Genomic DNA, 22,801 nt, shown 5'->3' with positions numbered 1-22,801 from the left:
AAATGTAAGGGGGGTTTACAAAAACAAGTTGAAAGAGAAAAGGCTCAAGGGGATAAGTGTTGGGGAGCTTGAAGTCACATATTGCTCTGGTAGAGTGCAATGAAACCCAACGAGATTAACTTAAGGTAGATATGACTCACGGTTTTTTAGTTATTGTTCTTTAATATTTTTGAGACATCGTAAGGCTTTAATTTTTTAAGCTCTCTAGAGCTGTTAACTAAATTCTCGATAAAAGGTAAATAGTTTTGTTTTGATATCAGTATTTTTAGCAGTTCTTGAGTTATACTTTTTACTTCTTTAGCCCATTCTCTATCCTCAATATCGCCAGTAACTTGTTGAAAAAAATTTATAGCTTGTTTTATGTCACCACTTATTAAACATGCCATTCCTCTATTATACTTTGACCATATAGAGCTATTGTGGCTGAGCTCGTTAATTACATGCTCTTTTAAAGATTTTTGATCGGAAAATAAATTTCTAATGTCCAAAATAATAGGCTTTGCTTCATCTACTAATACTTGAACTTCATGTTTAAATTGTTCTTCTGATTCAAACTCAACAAACTTTATTCCTCTAAAAAAACTTACATCAAACGAGTAATATTCTTTTGGATACCATTGAAAGCATACCTCAATATTAAGTGAGGTGCCTTTTGTCCATCTTGAGGGCTGGAATTCTATTACAGTTGTCCAAAGGCCATTATCATCAAGCCAGGTTCTTGATTGCCCTTTTCTTTCAACTCCCATTGGTTTAAATGCTTCCCTTGCAATTGTATTAATAATCTTTTGATGCGGTGAAATGGGCATGTCTTTCCTTTGTATCATTATCCTTGGTAGTCAGTGCAGCTTTCATAATTTGTATTATTTTCAACAGCGCTTTGCGATAAGGGTATGCTTAATAGTATTATTCAGCAATACCTGTTTAAATCATAGCTTAAATAAGTTTTGCCGCACGTTGTCACTAAACATACTTTAACTCAGCCGCCCAACCATTTCTTTAACCACTAAAAACTGTACTTGTCTTAACATTCTTAATTCCGCTGCACGCACATCTGAAGGTAGCATATTTTCAACTTCTTGGTACAAGTTACTAAATTCACCCTCTATATTTCCTACAAAATAACTTAGCTGCTTTACTGCTGCAGAGCTTGGAATACCAAGCCTTTTTGCAAAAGCGATAACATCAGCTTTGGTGACATCACAGAAACGTTTTTTATCATTGATAGGAACTGATAGCGCCTCTTCTAGAGGCTTTACACCTTCTGGGACATAAATAATGGTGCTTAATAAATCATAAAATGGCGTTATTTGCGCAGACCCATTTTCGTAGTAAAAGCTGATATTTTTTAAATGCGCATCCCCATTACCAACCAATAAATTATAAATCACCCATTGATATAACTTAATGGCTGTTGCCGCTTTGGGACGTACGTTATTAAGTATTTTTTGGTATGTTTCAACCGTTGATGCAGAATATTTGGAGTGCCTGCTATAACTTAATAACTGGCAACTATCTATAATATGCTTACGCTCTTGATCAGGGTAACTTCCTGTGCGGTCAAAGCGCTCAACTAAATAGGCCGGCTCGGGCGTATAAATGAGTTCTACATTGGGTACATCTATCCCTAGTCGCCCTGCTAGTTTCATCATAAACCATTCATTGCAGGTCGTTTGCCAATATTGGTCAGGCTCAGAATGATCGGGCTTGAGTATATGAGTTGAAGGTGTGCCTTCATTGCCTTCAAATAATTCATCACCAAGCTTAATAACCAGCATTTTATGCTGTGCGCCAGCAAGCGACATACGGCTACCTTGGCGGCTATTTAACAGTGCTCTGGGTAAGTTTTTAATACGACTAGCAAGCTCGGCAAAAGTTAACGGTATTGCGCTAGGGCTTGGAAAATCAACATGCTCTGGTAACAGAGTTAAAGCACCCGCAGACTCAATACCTGATGCAGTAAGCAGAGCAAATGAATCCCCATGATCAACTCTTACTTCTTTTGCCAATAATTCACGAGCGTTTTCTTCTGGTAGTAAATTATCAAAAAACTGTTGCACAGGGCGCGTAGTACCAGAATCCAGAATCACTTGCTCTTGTAATGGGATACTTGGGGTTACGGGGAATTTATTAGCAGAGGTAAGCCAGGCTTGATCATATTTAAAAGACCAAAAACCGTTATTATCTTGTAATTGGCCCATGAGCTGTTTGCCAGCATAAACATCGAGTGATCTATTATTCATGATCCGCAACCATATTCTGGATTTGAGTTATTAATTTATTTTTAGCATGCTCATCGTGTTGAGGTATAACAACATCTATTTTTACCTCTAAACCTAAGGCTTCCATTAAGTCGAACACGCGGCCAATAGATAACGAGCCGGTGCCATTTTCAAAGTCACTTACAGTATTAATGCTAATGCCGGAGAAATCCCCTGCCGTTTTTTGATCAAGCTTTTGGCTTTTTCTAACAATACTTGCCAGTTTACCTAATTGCTTTGCTGATTTTATTGTGACTTCCATTACCAATCCTAAATTCACACTATTTTGTGAATAATAGTTAAAAATGTACTGAAAAGCGAATAATTCACACTATTTTGTGAATTTTAGAGAAAAGTAACTAGGTAAAAGGGAATTCACAGTATTTTGTGAATTATTGTCAAAACGAACTCGAAACCACCTAAATTCACAATTAACTGTGAATTTAGGTGGCAGCAAATCTAACTAACCTTACAAGTTCAACAACTCTTCTAGCCATTCTAAAACTAAGTGTGTATCGCGGGTTTGAAAGCGCTGTTTATTAGGCACGTAGTAGCAAAACTCAGATGCAATTGGTTGAGTGTTACAGTGCTTGAGTAACTCGGTATTTAATAGCCGTTGCACAAGAGTAGTTGAGCAAAATACCAGTCCACTGCCTGCCATGGCTTCTTGAATGCCAAATAGCTCTTGGTCAAAGGTTTTGATAATAAATAACGCAGGATCTAAGTTGTTTTGAGTAAGCCATTGTTTAAGTGGTGGCTCACTCAGGGCGTTGTTTTTCCATTTTGTAGTATACAGCGTAACAGGGCCATTTTGCCAAGGGGTATCTGATGCTTTGTATGAGCCGAATACGTTAAATTGCTCGGTTTTAATAATGTCATCAGCGTTTGTATTGTGTTGCTGACCAAAGCGAATGGGCAAGGTGTGCGATTGTTTATCAACTGATTCACTGGTTGATATATCCACCTTAAGATTAGGCTGGCTAACCGCTAGCTCCTGTAATGCCGGTATTAACCGCAGTGCCGCGAGTGATGAGGTAGTGGTTATTTTAACTGTTGCACCGGCTGCGTGAACTGCTGCTAAGGCTTGGTCAATGCGGTTAAATCCATCGCTTGTGGCTGCACTTAAGTATTCACCGGTTGGCGTGAGGGTGATCTTTCTTACTTGGCGGTAAAACAAATCCACATTTAAGCGGCTTTCAAGGTTATTTATATGATGAGAAATCGCGGTTGGGGTGATCGATAGTTCATCGGCCGCGGCTTTAAAACTGCCTAAACGCGCCGCTGATTCAAAGGCTTTAAGCGCTTGTAGTGATACTTGCATAAAGTAGCATTCGCAACTAATAAGAACAATTATAGATGAGTATAACTTATTTATAGCTGAGGTTAACTCGTTTGTATAAAGCACTTTTAAGTTAGATGATTGCCTCACATTCACTACGAGGATAAACATCATGACCACCCTACTGCATATAGATGCAAGCGTAAGAGCCGCAAAAAACGACAATCTAGATCACGATTCTATCTCTAAAAATATTGCTAAACGTTTTATAGATAGTTTTGCACAGCAACAACCTATAGATGAGTATATTTACCGTGATGTAGGTGTGAACCCACCGCCTTTTATTACTCAAGAGTGGATTGGCGCAGTATTTACTCCAGACGATAAAAAGTCAGCTGAGCAAAAGCAATTGCTAGCGTTGTCAGACACCTTAATTGCAGAAATCGCTGCGGCTGACATTATTGTTATTTCATCGCCCATGTATAACTATGGTATGCCCGCGCAGCTTAAAGCATGGTTTGATCAAGTCGTTAGAATCAATAAAACCTTTGACTTTGATCTGGCCCGTGGTGATTTCCCACTGCAGCCTTTGCTGGGAGGTAAAACACTGATTGCGATCACCTCAACCGGTGAGTTTGGTTTTGAACAAGGCGGTATACGCGAACACATGAGCCATTTAGTGCCGCATTTACGCACTTTAAGCAAATATTTAGGCGTGACAACGATTCACGAAATCGCCTCAGAGTATCAAGAGTTTGCAGATCAACGCCATCGTCAGTCATTAGCCAAAGCTTACACTAAAGCGCAAGCGCTAGCATTACAGCTATCATCAAGCAATATGGTAAGTGTGGGCTGTGTATAGCAGTTATTTTACATTGAATTGTGTTTTTTGTATTAAGCCACAAATTCCGACGTGGCTTAATACAATATGCAAAGGTATGAAAATGCCATCAATATGAGCTATAAAATCATGTAGTTGCTACATGTTTTTCATTGCTAACCCATTTTTTGTAAGGCTGATATTTATCGTATAGCCAGTTAAATACTAGAGTATAAATTAAAATAAAGACTAAAAAACCAGCCTCTAAGATTGCTGCTGCTAGCCAAGTTATATTTAAATACCAAGCGAGCACTGGCAAGGTGATGATAACCATCCCCAATTCAAAGCCAAGGGCATGAGAAATACGTAAGGCTAGGCCACGGTTTATACGCTCATAGCCCGCTAATTTATCGAACAGTAAATTATAAATATAATTCCAAAGCATCGCGAACATAGATAAGCTAATACCCACCATTGCCATTTTTCCCGTTTCGTAGCCAGCAATTAAAACTGTCATGGGTATCACGATTGCCAGTGTTGTTAGTTCAAAAAGAATGGCCTGAAAAACTCGCTCGATGGTATTCATGTTTTAATTTATTCCTCTATTTAGTGACGATATGGTTATTTTCATCCAAAATAAAGATATTAAATAGTTACATAGTATCTGGAAAAGCGATATGTTTAGTATTGATCAATTGCATGCATTTATTGCCACTGTAGAAGCCGGTTCATTTTCGGCGGCGGCTCGTCGCCTAAGTAAAGTTCAGTCGGTGGTGAGCCAGCATATTATTAATTTAGAAATAGACTGCAATACAGCCTTATTTGACCGCTCTGGGCGTTATCCAAAGCTGACAGCAGCGGGTGAAAAGCTACTCCCGCACGCTCACGCATTACTAAGCCAGCACCAGCGTCTACAAAATACAGCGCTATCATTAACAGATAACACGCCAACAGAAATCACCATCGCTTTAGATGAAGGTGTACCATTTAAGAATATTGCTAATACAATTAATGAATTACAGATTAAATATCCAAATATCACACTGGAATTTTTAAATGCATCGAGTTTAGATATTATTGATATGCTAAAAAATGAAAAAATACTCACTGGTGTTATTTTTAGTGAGTTAGTGATCCCGAGCTATTTAGATTTTGAATGTATTGGCACAATTAAGTTTGATTTATATGTTGCGAAGTCTCATCCATTAGCGGATCAGGTTTGTGAAAATATGGATATTTTAAGATTGCATCGTCAGTTGCTTATTCGCTCTCGGAATACGCAAACAAGTAGTTTTCAATTAAAAGTAAGCCCAGATATTTGGTATGCAGATAATTACTTTTTATTACTGGAACTTGCATTACAAGGTCATGGTTGGTGTTTGTTACCAGATCATGTGGCCGTTGAAGCTGTTGAAAATGGTCGCTTAGTTAAGTTGCCACTCGAGTTTGAAGAAATGGGCTGGCAAGCAAATGTTGACGTATTACAACACCAACGCCATAGTAATTTAGCCGTATTTAAAGTACTCCGACATTTATTGCGCAACCTACTATAAAATAACAAGAAGCACTAAAACACAATGGATTGTACGAGCTATGCGGTTTTAGTTATTTGTAAAGGGGCATGACAGTAGCACCGTTATTTTATTACTCACCTGAAGTGATTAAGCAGGTGAGTGTTTAGCTTATTGATATTTGGATCAGCAATCGCCCCCGTCTGTTAGGGAGCGCTTGCTAGCGCCTTTAACGTAGCATTACATCTCACTGGCCATAGTCACGAATAATATTGCCGACTCTTATTCGGTAATGACTGAACAGGGTTTGTTTTCCTTGCTCTTGTGCAATGCGGTGTTCAAGGTGCTCTTTCCATTGTTTAATTGCGGTTTCATTTTGCCAAAATGATAAAGACAAAAAGGTATCTGGATCCGACAGACTTTGAAAACGCTCAATGGAAATAAAACCATCTATGTTGGTCAATGACGCTTTCAACGCTTGCGCCATTTCAAAGTAGATTGCTTTACCTTGGTGTTTTGGGGTTACTTCAAATATTACAGCTAACATGTTGTTCTCCTTCTGGCTCTTGTTTGTATGTGGAAGCAACAGCTTGTAAAAATGTCCTTTTTTCAGCGATGATAAATTTGTTAGTTTTGGCAAACTGAAAGTTGGCTGCGCCTAACTCTGATTGACGAAGCTTTGCTCTGTATCGTTCGTAATCAGCCAGAGAGTTAAAACTAATCAGCCCAACAGCGATATTATTGGTTCCTTCATGGGGTATAAAATAGCCGAGTAGATCGCCACCACATTGTGGAATAATTTTTCCCCAGTTTTCAGCGTATTGTTGAAATAGCTCTAACTTAAAGGGATCAATACGGTATTCAATAAAACAAGTAATTTTCAAAGTAGTTGCCTCTTTTTTAGTTTTTCGGCAGTCTACTAGGCTCAAATATTGATGCTTCGATGTTGCTCGAACTATGGAAAAGTTGTCATGGAACCTAATATTGCTTATATCGCAAACCTGATCGGAGATACTGCTCGCTCCAGAATGCTTACCGCTTTAATGGCTGGCAAGGCGCTTACCGCGACCGAATTGTCACTTGAAGCCGATATAACACCGCAAACAGCAAGTAGTCATTTAAATAAATTGCTCGATGGCGAATTATTAATTGTTAGAAAACAAGGGCGGCATAAATATTTTCAGTTAAAAAATCGTCAGATTGCGGAGTTAATTGAGCATATGCTCAATGTTAGTGCGAGCATATCAAGCCCTAAGGTTGTTACCGGGCCAAGTAATGAAAGATTAAGAAAAGCGCGTATTTGTTATGATCACTTAGCGGGAGAGTTAGGCGTTAAACTTTTTGATGCTTTAGTGCGTGAAGGTTGGATATTAGAGCGTGGTTCGGAAGAACTTGTACTCACAGCGCAAGGACATCGCTCCTTGAGTCAGTTAGGCATCGATTTTGAGGTTTTAAATAAAAGCCGACGACCGCTATGCAAAGCGTGTTTAGATTGGAGTGAAAGGCGCACTCACCTTGCTGGAAGTATTGGGAAATGGATTTTAAACGACGCATTAAAACGCCAATGGGCACATCAAGATTTAGATTCCAGAGCCATTCAATTTACCGCAAGCGGTTTAAATGCATTTAATAAACAGTACCGTATATAACTTTTGGCTGTAATGCGCCGAGCGAAGTGGTTTAAATAAAAAGTGTTAGGTTTGTGGCGCGTTATTTTACGCGCACAAACCTGATGGTATTTATATCTTCAATAACAGGCTAACAACAAAGCGACGGCCAAATTCTTCTGCTTTCATTAATGAACTAGCATCGTCGCTTTTAGCGGTGCGAATAAGAGGCTCATCGGTGGCATTAAATATATCTAAACGCAGGCTAACATTGGCTGAATAAAACCAGCTGAAGCTTAAGTCCGTGCTGGTGTAGGCTGCAACATAGGTATCGGCGTTGTTGCTAATATCGCGTTGTTCAAGAAACTCGCTGCGATAGTTGATATTAAATGCGGCTTGCCATTGGTCCTCGCTTACTAAAAAGCGCAGGTTTGCGGTCCAATCGGAGACCCCTTCAACATCAAAAGCGTCTTCGCTAGGCGTTGTTACTGCTGCGTTGATTATATGGGTTAAGCTTGCCGATAATTGATTTTGTAAAGACCATGCGCTGTAAAATGGTAATTGCCACTGTGTACTTGCTTGCAGCCCAGTTATATTGGCTTTGCCATTGTTGCTGCGTTGTATTGAGTTATAGGGCTGGCCTAGGTAGTTAACGGTTTTGCTTTGTTTGACAATGAAGTTATCCATATGGTGATTAAAACCAAGCAACTGAGTGCTTATATCATCTTGTAACCAAGTGACAGACAAAGTGCTGGTATCAGCGATAACGGACTGCAAATTGGGGTTACCAAGTTCAGCATAAGGTAAGCCGCCAGAGTTTACATGCAGTTTCGGGTTTAAATCAGAGTAATTAGGCCGATTTAAAGAGCGGTTATAGCCCGCCCGCCATTGCCAATATTGCGAAGGTTGCCATTTAATATGAAGTGACGGAAACCAAGCGCGGTCATTGCGACGATTCGTTATTGCTGCTAATTCTGTTTGGCTGGTTAGCTGCGTGCCTTGCGTTTGACTCAGTGTATCGCTGTAACGTAGGCCTGCGTTTAACGCAAACTGCGCTAATTGCCATCGCGAAGACAGATACCCTTCTTGCGATGTAAACTTCACTTTGTAGCTATTGAGGCGATCATTAGCGCTTACATCAGTAAAGGGCAAATCAATATCATACAGCTGAAATAGATCGCTTTTTGGGATCAACCAAGGCTGCACATCTGAGTTCATGAATCCTGCTGAAAAACGATGAGGCATTGGTTCAAGCCAACGACCATCTAAATTAGGTAATGCTTGCAATGATGAAGACTCTAAACTCACATCTTGGCGAGTGTAATTATAGTCTTGTGTTGAATGTAAATAACCAAATTTTAGTTGTTGTAAGCCCCAATGGGTTGCACTATTCCAACTGCTATCAAGGCCCCATTCATCCACTTGGTTAAGCACATTGATAGTGCGCTTACTCATTTGGCTAATATGTGAGTAGCTACTTACTAACCCTAAATTGCTGGTAAAGCTAAAGTCATCTACAGCGGTATTGTGTAATGCAACAAATGCTTGCATAGGCGAAAGTACAGTATGGACGCGAGAGATTGGCTTTTGCGTATGGCTGTTTGCTGTACTGCGACTGTAAAAAGGAGAAAGTGTTAAAGGTACATGTTGGCTTGGTTGCCAGTTGCCATCAATCTGGATGGTTTGGTTAGCGTAATATAAGTTGGACTCTTCTCGACTGGTTTTGGCATTTACTTCGCTAAATACCAACTGATTTAAGCTGTTTTTATTATTAGCCACGCGGGCTTGAGCCGACTGACTTTGTGGATTAATCGACAGGCGGTGCTCATCAAACGAAAAATCAGTATCGGATCTAAACCACAGAGTATTGATATTTAAACGCTCTGTGGCTTGCCACGCTAAAGCGCCATAATACGTTGCGCGGGTACGGTCTTCGTTTTCTATGGTCAACGCTAAGCCATCTGTTGGCACTAAGGTGTTATCGTTAATGTCAGGCCATTGATAGGCGATGGGTGCCCCGTTATTGTCGCCCCAATGCCAAGTTTCAAACTGAAATTGCCGTTGCAGCCGGTTTTCGTAATTCATTTTTACAATTACACCCAGATCACCGTCTGCGCTTTTAGCATTGGCGGTAAGCCCAAAGCTTGGCTGAAAATTACCTGCATCTTCAAGCGCGGCGGCTGTGAGCATTACTTGTAGGTTATTTTCTTGATAAGCGAGCGGATCATCACTGAGTAAATTGACGGTAGCGCCGATTGCCCCGCTGGGTAGGCTTGGCTCAGTGGTTTTATAAACGGCGATATTTGAGAACAAACCAGCGCTAAATATATCAAAACGGTGCTGTTGGCCGTATTGATTGGAGTTACGGACGTTTTCGGTGTTTGCCAGGCGGTGACCGTTAAAGAGCGTTAGCTGATACTCAGCCCCTAACCCCATGGCATTGATATTAAGTGCTTCACCGCGATCGCGGGTAATACTTACCCCAGGAATGGCTTGCAGTGCTTCAGCTAGGTTTTCTGCCGGTAGCTGAGTGAGCATAGCACCTATGGCAATTTCGCTCTCGCCAGTGTACTCACTTTTAACGTGTTGGGCGTAATTAACAGCGTGTTGGTAATTAGTGTTATATGCGTGTGTTGAGGTTGTTGTCGGTAATTGCCCTGTTACTGTGACTTCTTCCAATATTTTGGCATTGTTAGTTTTAGCTGTTGTTTGAGTTGGCGTGCTGGTTTTAAAAATAACAATGCCAGCCGCCGTTTTTTGCCAGCTTAATTGATGAGGGGCAAGCCATAAATTTAGGGTTTGTTCAAGCGTTGTTACTGCACTTGTCTCAACGGTTAAGCTTTCAAGCAATGAGCTGTCGTATATCAACGCAGTGGAGAACTGCTTAGAAAGTTCGCTTAATTGCTCTATTAAACTGGCCGTTGCAGCATGCGCTGTAATACAAAAGCTCGATAATGCTACACATAAAAAACTGCTTATACGTAACATTTATCAACGACCTTTTTACTTCATTAAAACTACAGTGTGCAGAATATAAATGAACAATTTATGACAGTACCTATTACTTAGAAATATATAATTAAATTAGTCTATTGGCGACAGTACAACACTATCGGCAAAGTTATTCACTGCAAGCTGATTTAATTGCGCTATCAAAGAGGCTGCGCCGATGACATCGGCGGTTTTAAAGCGCCCGCTGACGCGTAAACTCGCATCCACATTACTCAATACCAATGGTTTGTCGCTATAGCGATTAAGTTGAAAGATAGCATCGTTAATGGTCACATTGTCTAAATCAAGCCAGCCGAGTTGCCAATCAGGCTGCTGTGCTTTAAACGTACTGACAACAATTTGCTTATCATGTACGCGAGCACGTTGCCCTTTGACTAATTCCACCGGTTTTGCGTTATCTTTGCTGGTTACCGCGACTTTGCCATGAAAGACATCAATGACTGTTTCGCGCAGCGTTTTATCGACATTAAAGGCGGTGCCTAAAACACGAATAGTGGCGTTGCCAGTATTGATGGTAAATGGCCTTTGTTCATCGCGTTTTACGCTAAAATAAGCTTCGCCCTTACTCAGCGTAGCTTGTCTGGCTTTGTCGGTTTCATTAAATTGCAAATTAGTGTGTGTGTTTAACGCAACATCAGAGCCATCCGATAACGTAATATCGGTGGCTTGGCTGGCAGTAAATTGCTGTGCAGCAGCGAAATTTGTTTTCGCAGGGGGAAGCTCTGGGGTTAATTGTATCCCCCCTATCACCGCCATAATAACGCTCGCCGCAAGCGCACTGCCCCACAACCAAAAGTGACTATGGCGCTTTGCTTTTAGTTGTTCAGGTGCCGTTGCTTTGGCTTGTGCATCTAGCTTTTGTAATGCTTCGGTAAGTGCCGTGTCTTGCCAAATAGCGTGTTTGAGTGGCTCATTATTTTCATCGTCATGTTTGCATGAGGGGACCATGTTATTTCTCTATCTATCTGTATTACTAATATAACGAGTAAACGTTCACTAAGGGGACAATTAGTCACCAATAAATGTGCTGATTGCATCTTTGAGCATATCCATAGCACGGGAAATATGCTTTTTAACCGCTTCTTCCGATAACCCTAAGCTTTGCGAGATGTGTCGGCGGCTGTGTCCATGCAAACGCCGGCGTATAAATACATCACGACGTAGCGCAGGCATTTGCGTGAGTACCTGTTGGTATAAACGTAAGCGTTGCTCATGATCAAGTAAGTTCTCTAAGGAGAGCTCTGCGCTTAATGGCTCGTGCTCTAGGCTTTCGGGTAATTTATTTTGCTCGCGGTGATGATCAACCACCAAGTGATGTGCCATGCGGTAGCCATAGGCGAGCGGATTATCAATATGAGCAGTACTGTCAGTTTTTAATGCTTTCAATAGTAGCTTTTGAAATAAATCATCGGCATCGGCCTGCTCACCCACTGCCCGACGGAAAAAGTTTTTGAGCGCATCTTGATTCGCCATAAAGCATTTTACTAGTGGTCTGTGGGATTGACCTTGTTTACTTACAAGCGATAGAGGCGTTTTAGTTTGGGGCATTGTTATATCGATATCTACAGCATTAGATTCTTTAATAGACGCTCATACTAGAGCAAAGGTGACACTACTTTTATGATCATTTAATGACATTTTTATGAGCGCCCTGTCGTAAAACCGACACAAAAACTTCATCAATTAAATACGTCCCCTATCCATTTTCAGCCACGTCTTAGAAGCGAAATCAATTTAAAGTCGTAATACATACAACAGGACCAACATGATGACTAAGCGAATTTTCCCATTCTCACCGTTAGCATTAGCATTGAGCGCATTATTTGTTGCGCCAAGCTACGCACAAGACACTGAAAATGAAGAGCATGCGATGGAACAAATCGTTGTAACAGGCAGTTACATTAAAAGTTTAGAACAAGCGATAGACTTAAAACGGGCAAATATTGGTTTTTCTGATTCAATAGTGGCGTCTGATATCGCGGACTTTCCTGAGCAAAACTTAGCGGAAGCACTGCAACGTATGCCTGGAGTGACGATTGAGCGTAATAAAGGTTTGGGGCAAAAGGTGAATGTGCGTAGTTTACCGAGCGAGTTTACGTTTGTATCAATCAATAACCTAGCTACGGCATCGGGCAGTGGCGGGCGCGATGTTGAGTTTGATATTTTTGCCTCGGAGATTATTCAAAGTGTCACGGTAAAAAAATCGCCCACCGCTGCGGATGAAGAAGGGGGAATTGCAGGTTCGGTCGCTATCACCACGGCAAGGCCTTTTGATTACGACGGCCGTAAGTTAGTTGCCTCGGTTGAAGGGGCGTATAACGAAATATCTGAACAAACAGATCCTAAGTTTGCCTTTTTGGCCAGCGACACATTTGGTGATTGGGGCGCCCTTGCCTCGCTTGCTTATTCTGAGCGTACTAACCGCACCGATAGTAACTCGGGAATTAACTTTCGCCCGCTTTCACGTTGGTTAGAAAAGAAAGGCTCATCGCAGTGGCAGTCAGATCAAGCTGCTGATGTGTTAGCGCGGGACACGGGCATTACAATTGACGATCGCTTCAATAGTGACGAAACCAGTCGCGTGGTGTTTTTAGATAAAGTGGGCGACCGTGCCTACCTAACAGAGCAAGAAAAATGGGGCGCAACGTTATCATTACAATATAAACCCAGTAGTGAATTTAGCTTAACTTTTGATGGCTTACTGGGCAATTTTGATGATCATGAAGACGAATACGATGCAGCAGCATACACCGCATCCAGTATTAGTTCGCTTGAGCGAGTAAACCAATACGACAACACAACGCTTGCAGATTACGGTATAACGGTTTTGACCGATGTTGATTACGCTGCTACACAACACGAGTTTTTAAGTAAAGAACACAGCAGCGATACGGATTATCAACAACTCAGTATTGCGATGGATTGGTTAGTCGGTGAATGGGATGTGTATGGTTTGGTTGGTTACAGTGGTGCTGATAAATCAACAGAAACAACTAATTTAAAGCATACTGCATACCGAGCTACCCGCTCGCGTTATACCAGTACAGGTGCCGAGACCATCCCAAGTGATAATGCCAACACCTTCGATATGTATAACTCACCAGACGCTTATTTATTCGACTATAACGAAGTCAATCTTGAGGCAATCTCAGATGACAAATATGCCGCGCAGCTAGACTTTTCTCGTCAATTAAACTTAACGTTTTTCCCCGCGCTAACTAAAGTGCAATTTGGTGCACGTTATACCGATAAATCAAAACAGCGTAACTATGGCACTAATCGAGCAACGGGTCCATCAGCAGGTGACACGTCTTGGGTAGGCACGCGTACATTGGCTGACAGCGAGCTGACCAGCATTGCAGATCTGGTCCATGGGGGAGAGTATTTATCTGAGGTGTCTGCTAAGGCTGATTGGCGCCAAATCTCAAATAGCTATGCCCGTGAGCAGCTTAGATATACAGGCTTTGTGGTTGATTTTACACCAGATCAATACTACCAAGTAGAAGAAAAAACCACGGCGATTTACGCTATGGCTGATTTTGCCTTTGATATTGGTGATATGCCGGCAACCCTTAACACTGGCGTGCGCTATATTGATACCGATGTAAATTCATCGGGTTATCATCAAGTGCAAAATGATGATGGCTCAACTGATTACACTTCAGCGCCAGTGTCAAAAAATGGTAATTACAGCGATTTACTACCGAGTGTTAACTTTACCCTTGAGCTTACTGATGACCTAGTACTTCGTGCCGCAGCATCTGAAACACTTATGCGCCCTGCACTGACTGATATTGCTTATAAACGCACTGTGAGTTTAAACGAATTTAAATACCGCGATGGTAATCCAGACTTACAACCAACTTATGCTGATCAATGGGAAGTAGGCCTTGAATGGTATTTAGCAGAAGGTGGCTTATTAGCTGTTTCTTACTTTGAAAAAGAAATCGAAGGCGTCGTGCGTGAATCACTCACCGGTGTGGTCGAAGGCGTTACTAAATACAACGATAACGGCAGTGTTGACGGTGTTTATGACTTTGATGTTTATCAAAAAGTCAATGCTGAAGGCTCGTATGATGTTAGTGGTATCGAGTTTATTGCACAAATTCCGTTTGTTCGTTTTCATCGTATGTTGGAAGGTTTTGGTATTAATGCCAACTACACCACATTAGAAAACTCATTAACGGGGGCATCTGATCTAGGCATTCCTACGCCTCCAGAAGGGCTTGCTGATGAAACTTACAACCTGACTTTTTATTACGAAAACGACAGCTTTGATGCGCGCATTTCATATAACTACAAAGACAAATACGTAGAGTACATTGAGCGTGATATGTACCCCGTTTATCGTGATGCGTATGGGCAAATGGATGTATCGCTTGGGTACAATATAAATGATGTTGTTAAAGTGACATTAGAAGGGATCAATATTACGGATGAAGCAACCCAAGGTTATACTTTAGATCCCGCTTTTCCAACTATGTATGAGTTCTCAGGCCGACGCATGGCGTTAGGTGTTCGGGCTATCTTTTAATTGTTGATGCAACAACCGGAGGCTTTACGCTTCCGGTTTTTGGTTATTTAGAGTGCTGACCACAGGACATTTTACATGAAGTTACTGTTATCACTGCTGATTTTTCTAAGCAGTACATTGCTACACGCCGCCCTTCCTAGCAATACAAAAATTGCCTTTGTGCCCGACATTCACTTTCATGATATTTATGGGGATTTTGCTGATGCTGGATTTAAAGGCATTGAGCTGATCAAAGGCACTGCCCCCGTCAGTATTCGTAGCATGCAAGCGCAAATTCATTCTACGCGCTTATTTAATGAAAACTATTTTGCGTTAATCGCCACCTTAGATGATATTGCCGCCAAAGGCGTCAAGCTCGTGGCGCTGCCAGGGGATTTTAGCGATGACGGCCAACCAGTACACTTAAACGGTTTAAACGTTATTTTAGACAATTACGCAAAAAAATACGGTATGCGCTTTTTTGCTATTCCTGGTAATCATGATCCAGTGAAACCGTTTAAAAGTGCGGGGGGAAAAGCTGACTTTTTAGGTGCGCAAGGGCAGCAAGTAGGGATTTACTCAACCGATCATCCGTACTGTGAGAATGTATCTGGCGAAAACCACTGGTTAATATGCAGTGATAAAATCGCTCACGCAGGTTATAAAGAGATTGTTGAAATAATGGCGCCGTTTGGTTTAATGCCAAATAGCCGTGATATTTTATGGGAAACGCCATTTGGCAAAGGTGCAGCGCTTGCTGAGCGCAGTTATATGCAATGTGCAGAGAACGATAAAACACGCTGCTCAACCGTGCCCGATAGCAGTTATTTAGTTGAGCCGATCCCAGGGCTTTGGCTATTAGCCATTGATGCTAATGTGTATATACCAGCACTTAAAAATGGCGTATTACAGTTTCAAGGCTCGGGCAATGCGGGCTATAACAAAGTCCTGACAGAAAAACCGTTTTTATTAAGCTGGATCACGCAAGTGGTGCAACGCGCGAAAGCTGAAAATAAAACCCTGATTGCGTTTAGTCATTTTCCGATGGGAGAGTTTTACGACGGTCAAACGCAGTCGATTAAATCCTTATTTGGTGAGTCGGCATTTCAGCTAGCGCGTGAGCCTGAACTTAATACTCGTAAGTTGTTAGCGGAAACCGGTTTAAAGCTGCATATTGGCGGTCATATGCATATGAATGACACCTCAGTGATAGAAACTGAACATAACACGCTATTTAATATTCAGGCACCTTCTATTGCCGCGTATCGGCCAGCTTATAAATTAGTAACGCTGGATAAACAGTTTGCAAAAGTGGATACCATCACGATTGATGATGTGCCTCATTTTGATAGATTATTTAGCGCTTACCAAATAGAGCATGATTACCTGATAAAAAATCACCCTGAGCAAGTATGGGATAAACGCATTTTAACGGCTAAGGATTACCATAGTTACAGTAAGTTGCATCTACAGGCATTGGCGAAGTGGCGGTTTATACCCCGTGAATGGCCGCAGAGCGTGCGTGATGAAGTGCTAAATATGACTTTATTAGATGCAATTGTGTTGTTTAACAGTGACGGGCAGTTAACTGAAGCCCAACAGCAAGATTTACAAACGAAAACCATATTCGATTTTATCACTGACTTTTACTTAGTGCGCAATGCTGGCTCACTTGCCTTTACTGATATTACCCAATCAACTCGGCAATCTTATCAAACAATGGCTAAGTTATTAAATAACAATACAAAGTGCGCCGCTAGCAACGACAATAAAGGTAAAAACATTTGTCAGCTAAAATCAGCCCTAACTCAAGCATTCAGTATTTACGATAACCTTAATCATGCCCTGCCTGATCAGTGCTTGATTATTGATATGTCTGCAAAAATGGCGCTGCGTGATTGCACAGCAAATTAAGGTGGTTTATTAGAAAAAAGCGCGAGGGTTAATACCCTCGCGCCCTGCGTTATTACGAGATATTTAACTAAGCTTTAATTAAATATCAAAGCGGTCTGCGTTCATTACCTTAACCCACGCATTGACGAAGTCTTTTACAAAACGTTGTTTGTTATCGTCTTGTGCGTAAAACTCGGCAAGGGCTCGTAAAATAGAGTTAGAGCCAAACACTAAATCAACGCGAGTGGCGGTCCATTTAGTATTGCCAGAGCTGCGCTCAACAATGTTATAGGTGCTTTTACTGGCCGGTTCCCAGCGGTAGTTCATATCGGTGAGGTTAACAAAAAAGTCATTGCTTAATGTACCCACATTATCAGTGAACACGCCATGTTGGTTGCCCGCATGGTTAGTGCCTAGTACACGCATTCCACCAAGTAGCACCGTCATTTCAGGGGCTGTTAAGCCCATAAGTTGTGCTCGCTCTAAAAGCAGCTCCTCAGCTGATACAACATAGTCTTGCTTTTGCCAGTTTCTAAAACCATCATGAATTGGCTCAAGTACATCGAACGACTCTGCATCGGTCATTGCGTCGCTCGCATCACCGCGCCCTGCTGCAAATGGCACGATAATATCAACCCCCGCCGCTTTTGCTGCTTGCTCAACGGCGGCAGTACCGCCAAGTACGATTAAGTCCGCTAAACTAACTGGTTTGCTTAAACTTGCTTGTACTGTTTCAAGGGCTGCTAATACCTTAGCGAGTCTTTCTGGCTCGTTACCTTGCCAATCTTTTTGTGGGCTTAAGCGAATGCGTGCGCCATTGGCACCGCCGCGATGATCAGAGCCTCGGTAAGTGCGGGCGCTGTCCCAAGCGGTGCTGATCAAGTCACTGGCGCTAATGCCACAATTTAAAAGTTTAGTTTTAAGGTCGCTAATTTCAGAGTCAGATAAGGTGTAATCTACGCTTGGGATCGGATCTTGCCAGATCAGATCTTCGCTTGGTATATCTGCACCTAAATAACGTGATTTAGGGCCTAAATCGCGGTGCGTAAGCTTAAACCAAGCGCGCGCAAAGACATCACTAAAATATTCAAAGTCATTATAAAAACGTTCGATAATTTTGCGATAGCTTGGGTCCATCTTCATTGCCATATCGGCATCGGTCATAATCGGGTTTAAGCGAATTGATGGATCTTCAACATCAACCGGTTTATCTTCCTCTTTAATGTTTACTGGTTCCCACTGGTTTGCACCCGCTGGACTTTTGGTAAGCTCCCATTCGTAATTAAGCAAAAGGTGGCAATAGCCGTTATCCCACTTAGTTGGGTGGGTTGTCCACGCGCCTTCAATGCCAGATGTCATAGTATCGCGGCCGATACCGCGCGTTTTATGGTTGTTCCAGCCAAGGCCTTGCTCGAAGACGTCTGCTGCTTCTGGCTCAGGGCCTAAGTTCTCTTCGCTACCATTACCATGGGTTTTACCTACAGTGTGACCACCTACCGTCAGTGCTGCGGTTTCTTCGTCATCCATCGCCATACGGGCAAAAGTTTCGCGTACTTGTGCTGCGGTTTTTAGTGGATCTGGCTGGCCGTTCACGCCTTCAGGGTTTACGTAAATTAAGCCCATTTGCACTGCAGCTAACGGGTTTTCCATGGTGTCTGGTTTTGCTACGTTGTCGTAACGTTCATCACTTGGCGCAAGCCATTGTTTTTCAGCGCCCCAATAAACGTCTTTTTCTGGGTGCCAAATATCTTCGCGACCGCCGGCAAAACCAAAGGTTTTTAAGCCCATTGACTCATAAGCCATATTGCCAGCTAAAATGATTAAATCAGCCCAGGATAACTTATTGCCGTATTTTTTCTTGATTGGCCAAAGTAAGCGACGTGCTTTATCGAGGTTGGCGTTATCTGGCCAAGAATTTAACGGAGCGAAGCGTTGATTGCCTGTACCGCCACCACCACGGCCATCGGCTAAACGGTAGGATCCTGCTGAGTGCCACGCCATACGGATCATCAAGCCACCATAATGACCCCAATCGGCAGGCCACCAAGCTTGGCTTTGTGTCATTAGGTTTTTTAAATCGGTTTTTACTGCTTCAAGATCTAATTTTTTAAATTCTTCGGCGTAATTAAAGTCGTCGCCATAGGGGTTCGGTTTACTATCGTGTTGATGAAGAATGTCCAAATTTAAGGCGTTTGGCCACCAATCAGTATTGGCATTAGACGTTTGTGTGTTGCTACCGTGCATAACTGGGCATTTGCCCGCACCTGAATTGCTCATTTTTAGCTCCTTTATCGTAATATAAAACGTGGTCTATAAATCGCTACGTTTAAAAGCTTAGTTCATAACAACTAACTTGCTACGATGGTAATACTCTGATTGATAAACCCTGTCGAAGTTCATCCCTTGTACCAATATAGAATATTAACGATTAAAAACTAGATCTAGATCAATGCTTTAAAGCGATTGCAGCCATCAATAAATTAGATATCTAGTTTATAAAAAGCATAAAGGAAGCTGAAATAGTAGCGAGGAGCAACGGTATTTCCTGTATTGAGATAAAATGCTTGGCTTGTTAATCATTTAGGTGATCGAGTAAACTGCCAAACATATTAAACGTTTAAGGTACAAGCTAAAGCGTTTTAGACTTTATGAAATATAGTTTATTAAGTTAATGCCTAAGTGAGATTAAATATGAAAGTTTATGGAAGAACAACCTCGTTTAACGTACAAAAAGTACTCTGGTTTGTTGACGAGCTTGGTTTAAGTTATCAACATATTGAAGTGGGTGGTCGTTTTGGTGGCCTTGATAGCGATGACTTTTTAGCATTGAACCCGCTGCAAAAAGTGCCGGTACTTGTGGATGGCGATAATGTTATTTGGGAGTCGCACAGCATATTGCGCTATTTGGCAGCAAGTTATGGTACGACAGACTGGTATTATGCATCGCCTTATCAGCGTTCGTTGTACGAGCGTTGGATGGATTGGTCACAGGTAATTTTTCAACCCGCTTTTATGGCCACATTTTGGGGCTATTACCGCAAAGCGCAAAACAACCGTTGTATGGAGCAAATCACTCGCGATTTACAAGCCTGTGAACAATGCTTACAGATAATTGAGCAGCAACTAAGCCATGCCCCTTATCTTGCCGGTGGTAAAATCACCCTGGCTGATATTTGTGTGGGGGCAATTTTATATCGCCTAACATCACAGGGTTTAGCAATAACATTGCCGGAGCGAGTGACTCGGTGGTTTGCATTACTAAAAACCAGAGCGGGTTATCAAAAATGGATCATGAGTGATTTTACTGAGCTCAAAGGTCGTGAAGATTTTTAGTATGGTATTTAAAGCTGTAAATTAGAACAAAAATTAAATAAGGATTAGGGTGAAATATTTACTATTGATCGTGGCGCTATTTTTTACTGTTAGCGGCGCGGCTGAACAGGCATTTGAAATCCCCAGAAGCTCGGTGATTAAACTTACCGATCAACAAAGCAAACTTAGCTACCCAGTATTTATTAAACTACCGCGCAGTTACAGCCGTAATAAAGATAAAACATACCCAGTGGTTTACTTACTTGATGGCTCTTATGCGTTTCAAGTAGCATCGGGGGCTACTCGTTTTGCTATGAACAGTGGCGCCATGGACGAAGCAATACTCGTTGCTATTGGTTATTCGCAAGGCTCAAAAGGGTCATCAAGCCGAGTACGCGATTACACCCCAAGTAAAGTAAATGATTGGCAGCTCGAAACAGGAAAAGCCGCGCAACATATCGCTTTTATTGCTGATGTGGTGTTTGAACATATCAAAGCTAACTACCGAATTAACCCAAAACAACGTACTTTAGTGGGAAACTCTCTTGGCGGTTTATTTGCGGCTCATGTGCTTTTTACTCAACCCAATATGTTTGAAAGTTACATTATTGGTAGTCCGTCGGTGTGGTTTGATAATGAGCGCATATTATCTCAGTCGATTACCACAGCTAAACAAGAGGTTAGGGTTTACTTATCGGTAGGTAGTAAAGAAACACCTGAATTTGGCGAAGGGCAAGATATGCTTGCAGGGGCTAAAAAGTTAGCCGATAAAATAAAGCAAAGTGATAATAACCAGCTGCAGTTAGCGTTTTCTATTACCCAAGGTGCAAAACATAGCACAGCATTTCCAACTACGCTGATCCAAGGTTTAGATTGGCTATATGCAAAATAGCGCGGATACAAAAAAGCCCACTGATAAATTAATATCAGTGGGCTTTTAATACGTTAAACGCATTAACTAAAACAATCGTTTAGATACAAACGATGTTTTCAGCTTGTGGGCCTTTTTGACCTTGAGTAACAGTAAACTGTACACGTTGGCCTTCAGCTAGCGTTTTGAAGCCGTCACCGCTGATCGCGCTGAAATGTGCGAAAACGTCAGGACCAGATTCTTGCTCGATAAAGCCAAAACCTTTTGCTTCGTTGAAAAATTTAACTGTACCAGTTGTAGTAGTAGACATAATAGATATCCTAGAGATTAATAAAAGTGTGCCTAAAATCAGGCGATTTAGCTGAAAAAACAAGTATTTAACTGAGGATAACGCGATGAATTATTACTAATAACAACGTGGTACGTACAAATAAACAGAATTTCTTTCAAACTTATAGTGCATTAACGGGTTATTACTAACCCATTAATTAAAAATTAGATGCAAACGATATTTTCAGCTTGCGGGCCTTTTTGACCTTGAGTAACAGTAAACTGTACACGTTGGCCTTCGGCTAACGTTTTAAAGCCATCGCTTGCGATTGCACTGAAATGTGCAAAAACGTCAGGGCCAGACTCTTGTTCAATAAAACCAAAACCTTTAGCTTCGTTAAACCATTTTACTGAACCAGTTGTTGTAGTAGACATAATAGTATCCTAAGAATTAATAAAAATTCGCCTTTAAATAGGCAATTTAGCAGGAAGAAAACAAGTATTTAACTGAGGATAACGCGAAGGATTATTACTAATAACAACGTGGTACGTACAAATAAACAGGGCTTTCTATCAACCCGATGCCAAGCAGGATAACAGCAACTTAAACTACATAACAAGCTTTATTTATTTTTCTTTTTTAATTTCAAATAATTTTGTGTGCATTTATTGAGCAGCTTTCAAAGGGCTAGGTCGATATTTATCACGCTGTTGCCTTTTTTTAATGAGCAAGGAGGGATGAACAAAAAGGGGGGCGAACTGCTAAATTCGCCATCCCACCAAAAAAATAATGAGCCTTACAACACGTAAAATCGCGATTATTGCTGTATTTATTCAGCAATCGCTATCGCTATTTCTACTTCATTTGCGCCTTTATAATATTCAAAGTCACTGGTATAGGTACGTGTGTGAGCGCAATCGTCAGAGCTGAAGTATTGCCAAATCTCACCCCATAAATCAATAATGGCATCGGGCATTTCCCCCTCGCCGGTAAACACCAAATAACGCCCCGTAACAGTGTTGCACTGTACGCTATTAGTCACTTTAATTGATAAGTCATCACAACAGGCTATCACATCAAAATCACCGGTAACATCACTCTCATAGTTAGTATATACACCATAAATGTGGCTATTTTTTGTGAGTTTTGCTGTGTATTTTTCGCCAAACGCTTGCCATAGTTCAGCTATTTTTGCTGTGCCACTGTTCATTTCATTAGCATTACAGGTTCTTACTTTTAAACCAGTTAAAGACTTACTTGCTAGTTGTTTTACTTCCATAGTGACTGCCCTCTTATTTATGACCGCTACTAACTTAACAGAAAAACGAGCAACAACTAAATACAATGTGCTTCTTAACGCTGTGAAGTAACTAAATATTGCTTTAACTAGCCTATTAGGTAGCCACGATGTTGAGCATCTAGCAAGCTTACTATTCATTTTCTGTAATGCCGTG

At 41.4% G+C, this 22,801-nt stretch carries 21 protein-coding genes; 7 read left to right on the top strand and 14 right to left on the bottom strand.

Annotated features, from left to right (window positions below; translation table 11 throughout):
- Positions 1–146: 146 nt before the first annotated feature.
- The 4 genes from ENH88_RS06965 to ENH88_RS06950 all read right to left on the bottom strand — a co-directional run bounded on the left by ENH88_RS06965 (position 147) and on the right by ENH88_RS06950 (position 3,579).
- Positions 147–806 carry a hypothetical protein gene (locus ENH88_RS06965; RefSeq protein ID WP_304181089.1) on the bottom strand — a complete coding sequence of 220 codons (660 nt, stop codon included), beginning with the start codon at positions 804–806 and terminating at the stop codon, positions 147–149.
- 165 nt (positions 807–971) lie between these two features.
- Positions 972–2,240 carry a HipA domain-containing protein gene (locus ENH88_RS06960; RefSeq protein ID WP_304181086.1) on the bottom strand — a complete coding sequence of 423 codons (1,269 nt, stop codon included), beginning with the start codon at positions 2,238–2,240 and terminating at the stop codon, positions 972–974.
- Complete coding sequence (locus ENH88_RS06955) at positions 2,233–2,520, bottom strand: helix-turn-helix domain-containing protein (RefSeq protein ID WP_304181084.1); 288 nt, start codon at positions 2,518–2,520, stop codon at positions 2,233–2,235. The genes ENH88_RS06960 and ENH88_RS06955 overlap by 8 nt, the downstream gene beginning before the upstream one ends.
- A gap of 207 nt (positions 2,521–2,727) precedes the next feature.
- Entirely contained in the window at positions 2,728–3,579 is an 852-nt protein-coding gene (locus tag ENH88_RS06950; protein ID WP_304181082.1) for a LysR family transcriptional regulator, read from the bottom strand.
- 130 nt (positions 3,580–3,709) lie between these two features.
- On the opposite strand from ENH88_RS06950, the gene ENH88_RS06945 reads away from it, so the two are divergent.
- Positions 3,710–4,399, top strand: a complete 690-nt coding sequence (locus ENH88_RS06945) for an FMN-dependent NADH-azoreductase (protein WP_304181080.1) — start codon at positions 3,710–3,712, stop codon at positions 4,397–4,399.
- A 106-nt stretch (positions 4,400–4,505) separates the two neighbouring features.
- Here ENH88_RS06945 and ENH88_RS06940 read toward each other — a convergent pair whose 3' ends face one another.
- Entirely contained in the window at positions 4,506–4,943 is a 438-nt protein-coding gene (locus ENH88_RS06940; RefSeq protein WP_304181078.1) for a PACE efflux transporter, read from the bottom strand.
- Between the two features lie 91 nt (positions 4,944–5,034).
- Here ENH88_RS06940 and ENH88_RS06935 point away from each other — a divergent pair, with 91 nt between their 5' ends.
- On the top strand, positions 5,035–5,910 hold the full coding sequence (locus ENH88_RS06935) for a LysR family transcriptional regulator (RefSeq protein WP_304181076.1): 876 nt from the start codon (positions 5,035–5,037) through the stop codon (positions 5,908–5,910).
- A 205-nt stretch (positions 5,911–6,115) separates the two neighbouring features.
- On the opposite strand, the gene ENH88_RS06930 is transcribed toward ENH88_RS06935, so the two are convergent.
- Both ENH88_RS06930 and ENH88_RS06925 read right to left on the bottom strand, forming a co-directional pair.
- Complete coding sequence (locus ENH88_RS06930) at positions 6,116–6,415, bottom strand: antibiotic biosynthesis monooxygenase family protein (RefSeq protein ID WP_304181074.1); 300 nt, start codon at positions 6,413–6,415, stop codon at positions 6,116–6,118.
- Positions 6,396–6,752, bottom strand: a complete 357-nt coding sequence (locus ENH88_RS06925) for an NIPSNAP family protein (protein ID WP_304181072.1) — start codon at positions 6,750–6,752, stop codon at positions 6,396–6,398. The genes ENH88_RS06930 and ENH88_RS06925 overlap by 20 nt, the downstream gene beginning before the upstream one ends.
- A gap of 87 nt (positions 6,753–6,839) precedes the next feature.
- On the opposite strand from ENH88_RS06925, the gene ENH88_RS06920 reads away from it, so the two are divergent.
- Complete coding sequence (locus tag ENH88_RS06920) at positions 6,840–7,517, top strand: ArsR/SmtB family transcription factor (RefSeq protein WP_304181070.1); 678 nt, start codon at positions 6,840–6,842, stop codon at positions 7,515–7,517.
- 90 nt (positions 7,518–7,607) lie between these two features.
- Here the strand turns inward: ENH88_RS06920 and ENH88_RS06915 are convergent, their stop codons facing one another.
- The 3 genes from ENH88_RS06915 to ENH88_RS06905 all read right to left on the bottom strand — a co-directional run bounded on the left by ENH88_RS06915 (position 7,608) and on the right by ENH88_RS06905 (position 11,960).
- Positions 7,608–10,463, bottom strand: coding sequence for a TonB-dependent receptor (locus tag ENH88_RS06915; protein WP_304181068.1), 2,856 nt, complete (start codon positions 10,461–10,463; stop codon positions 7,608–7,610).
- A 96-nt stretch (positions 10,464–10,559) separates the two neighbouring features.
- Positions 10,560–11,435 (bottom strand): FecR family protein, encoded by an 876-nt coding sequence (locus ENH88_RS06910; protein ID WP_304181066.1) that lies wholly within the window; start codon positions 11,433–11,435, stop codon positions 10,560–10,562.
- A gap of 60 nt (positions 11,436–11,495) precedes the next feature.
- The gene (locus ENH88_RS06905) at positions 11,496–11,960 is read right to left on the bottom strand and encodes an RNA polymerase sigma factor (protein WP_304181064.1); all 465 of its coding nucleotides are present in this window, start codon (positions 11,958–11,960) and stop codon (positions 11,496–11,498) included.
- A gap of 292 nt (positions 11,961–12,252) precedes the next feature.
- Here ENH88_RS06905 and ENH88_RS06900 point away from each other — a divergent pair, with 292 nt between their 5' ends.
- Both ENH88_RS06900 and ENH88_RS06895 read left to right on the top strand, forming a co-directional pair.
- Positions 12,253–15,021 carry a TonB-dependent receptor gene (locus tag ENH88_RS06900; RefSeq protein WP_304181062.1) on the top strand — a complete coding sequence of 923 codons (2,769 nt, stop codon included), beginning with the start codon at positions 12,253–12,255 and terminating at the stop codon, positions 15,019–15,021.
- A gap of 75 nt (positions 15,022–15,096) precedes the next feature.
- Positions 15,097–16,914, top strand: a complete 1,818-nt coding sequence (locus tag ENH88_RS06895) for a metallophosphoesterase family protein (protein ID WP_304181060.1) — start codon at positions 15,097–15,099, stop codon at positions 16,912–16,914.
- A 78-nt stretch (positions 16,915–16,992) separates the two neighbouring features.
- On the opposite strand, the gene katG is transcribed toward ENH88_RS06895, so the two are convergent.
- Positions 16,993–19,170: a catalase/peroxidase HPI gene (katG, locus tag ENH88_RS06890; protein WP_304181058.1), complete on the bottom strand. Its 2,178-nt coding sequence runs from the start codon at positions 19,168–19,170 to the stop codon at positions 16,993–16,995.
- Positions 19,171–19,584: 414 nt separating this feature from the next.
- Between katG and ENH88_RS06885 the strand changes: the two genes are divergently transcribed.
- Complete coding sequence (locus tag ENH88_RS06885) at positions 19,585–20,226, top strand: glutathione S-transferase family protein (RefSeq protein ID WP_304181057.1); 642 nt, start codon at positions 19,585–19,587, stop codon at positions 20,224–20,226.
- Between the two features lie 49 nt (positions 20,227–20,275).
- Complete coding sequence (locus ENH88_RS06880; RefSeq protein WP_304181054.1) at positions 20,276–21,097, top strand: alpha/beta hydrolase; 822 nt, start codon at positions 20,276–20,278, stop codon at positions 21,095–21,097.
- A gap of 79 nt (positions 21,098–21,176) precedes the next feature.
- Here ENH88_RS06880 and ENH88_RS06875 read toward each other — a convergent pair whose 3' ends face one another.
- The 3 genes from ENH88_RS06875 to ENH88_RS06865 form a co-directional block, all read right to left on the bottom strand.
- Positions 21,177–21,386 carry a cold-shock protein gene (locus ENH88_RS06875; protein WP_016706518.1) on the bottom strand — a complete coding sequence of 70 codons (210 nt, stop codon included), beginning with the start codon at positions 21,384–21,386 and terminating at the stop codon, positions 21,177–21,179.
- Positions 21,387–21,571: 185 nt separating this feature from the next.
- Positions 21,572–21,781: a cold-shock protein gene (locus ENH88_RS06870; protein WP_304181051.1), complete on the bottom strand. Its 210-nt coding sequence runs from the start codon at positions 21,779–21,781 to the stop codon at positions 21,572–21,574.
- 395 nt (positions 21,782–22,176) lie between these two features.
- The gene (locus tag ENH88_RS06865; protein ID WP_304181050.1) at positions 22,177–22,626 is read right to left on the bottom strand and encodes a GyrI-like domain-containing protein; all 450 of its coding nucleotides are present in this window, start codon (positions 22,624–22,626) and stop codon (positions 22,177–22,179) included.
- Between the last annotated feature and the right edge of the window lie 175 nt (positions 22,627–22,801).

Source organism: Pseudoalteromonas prydzensis (genome assembly GCF_011050055.1).
Taxonomy (GTDB): Bacteria; Pseudomonadota; Gammaproteobacteria; order Enterobacterales; family Alteromonadaceae; genus Pseudoalteromonas; species Pseudoalteromonas prydzensis_A.
The sequence above is the reverse complement of the archived record's forward strand: the minus strand, read 5'-3'. Positions and strand labels throughout refer to the sequence as shown.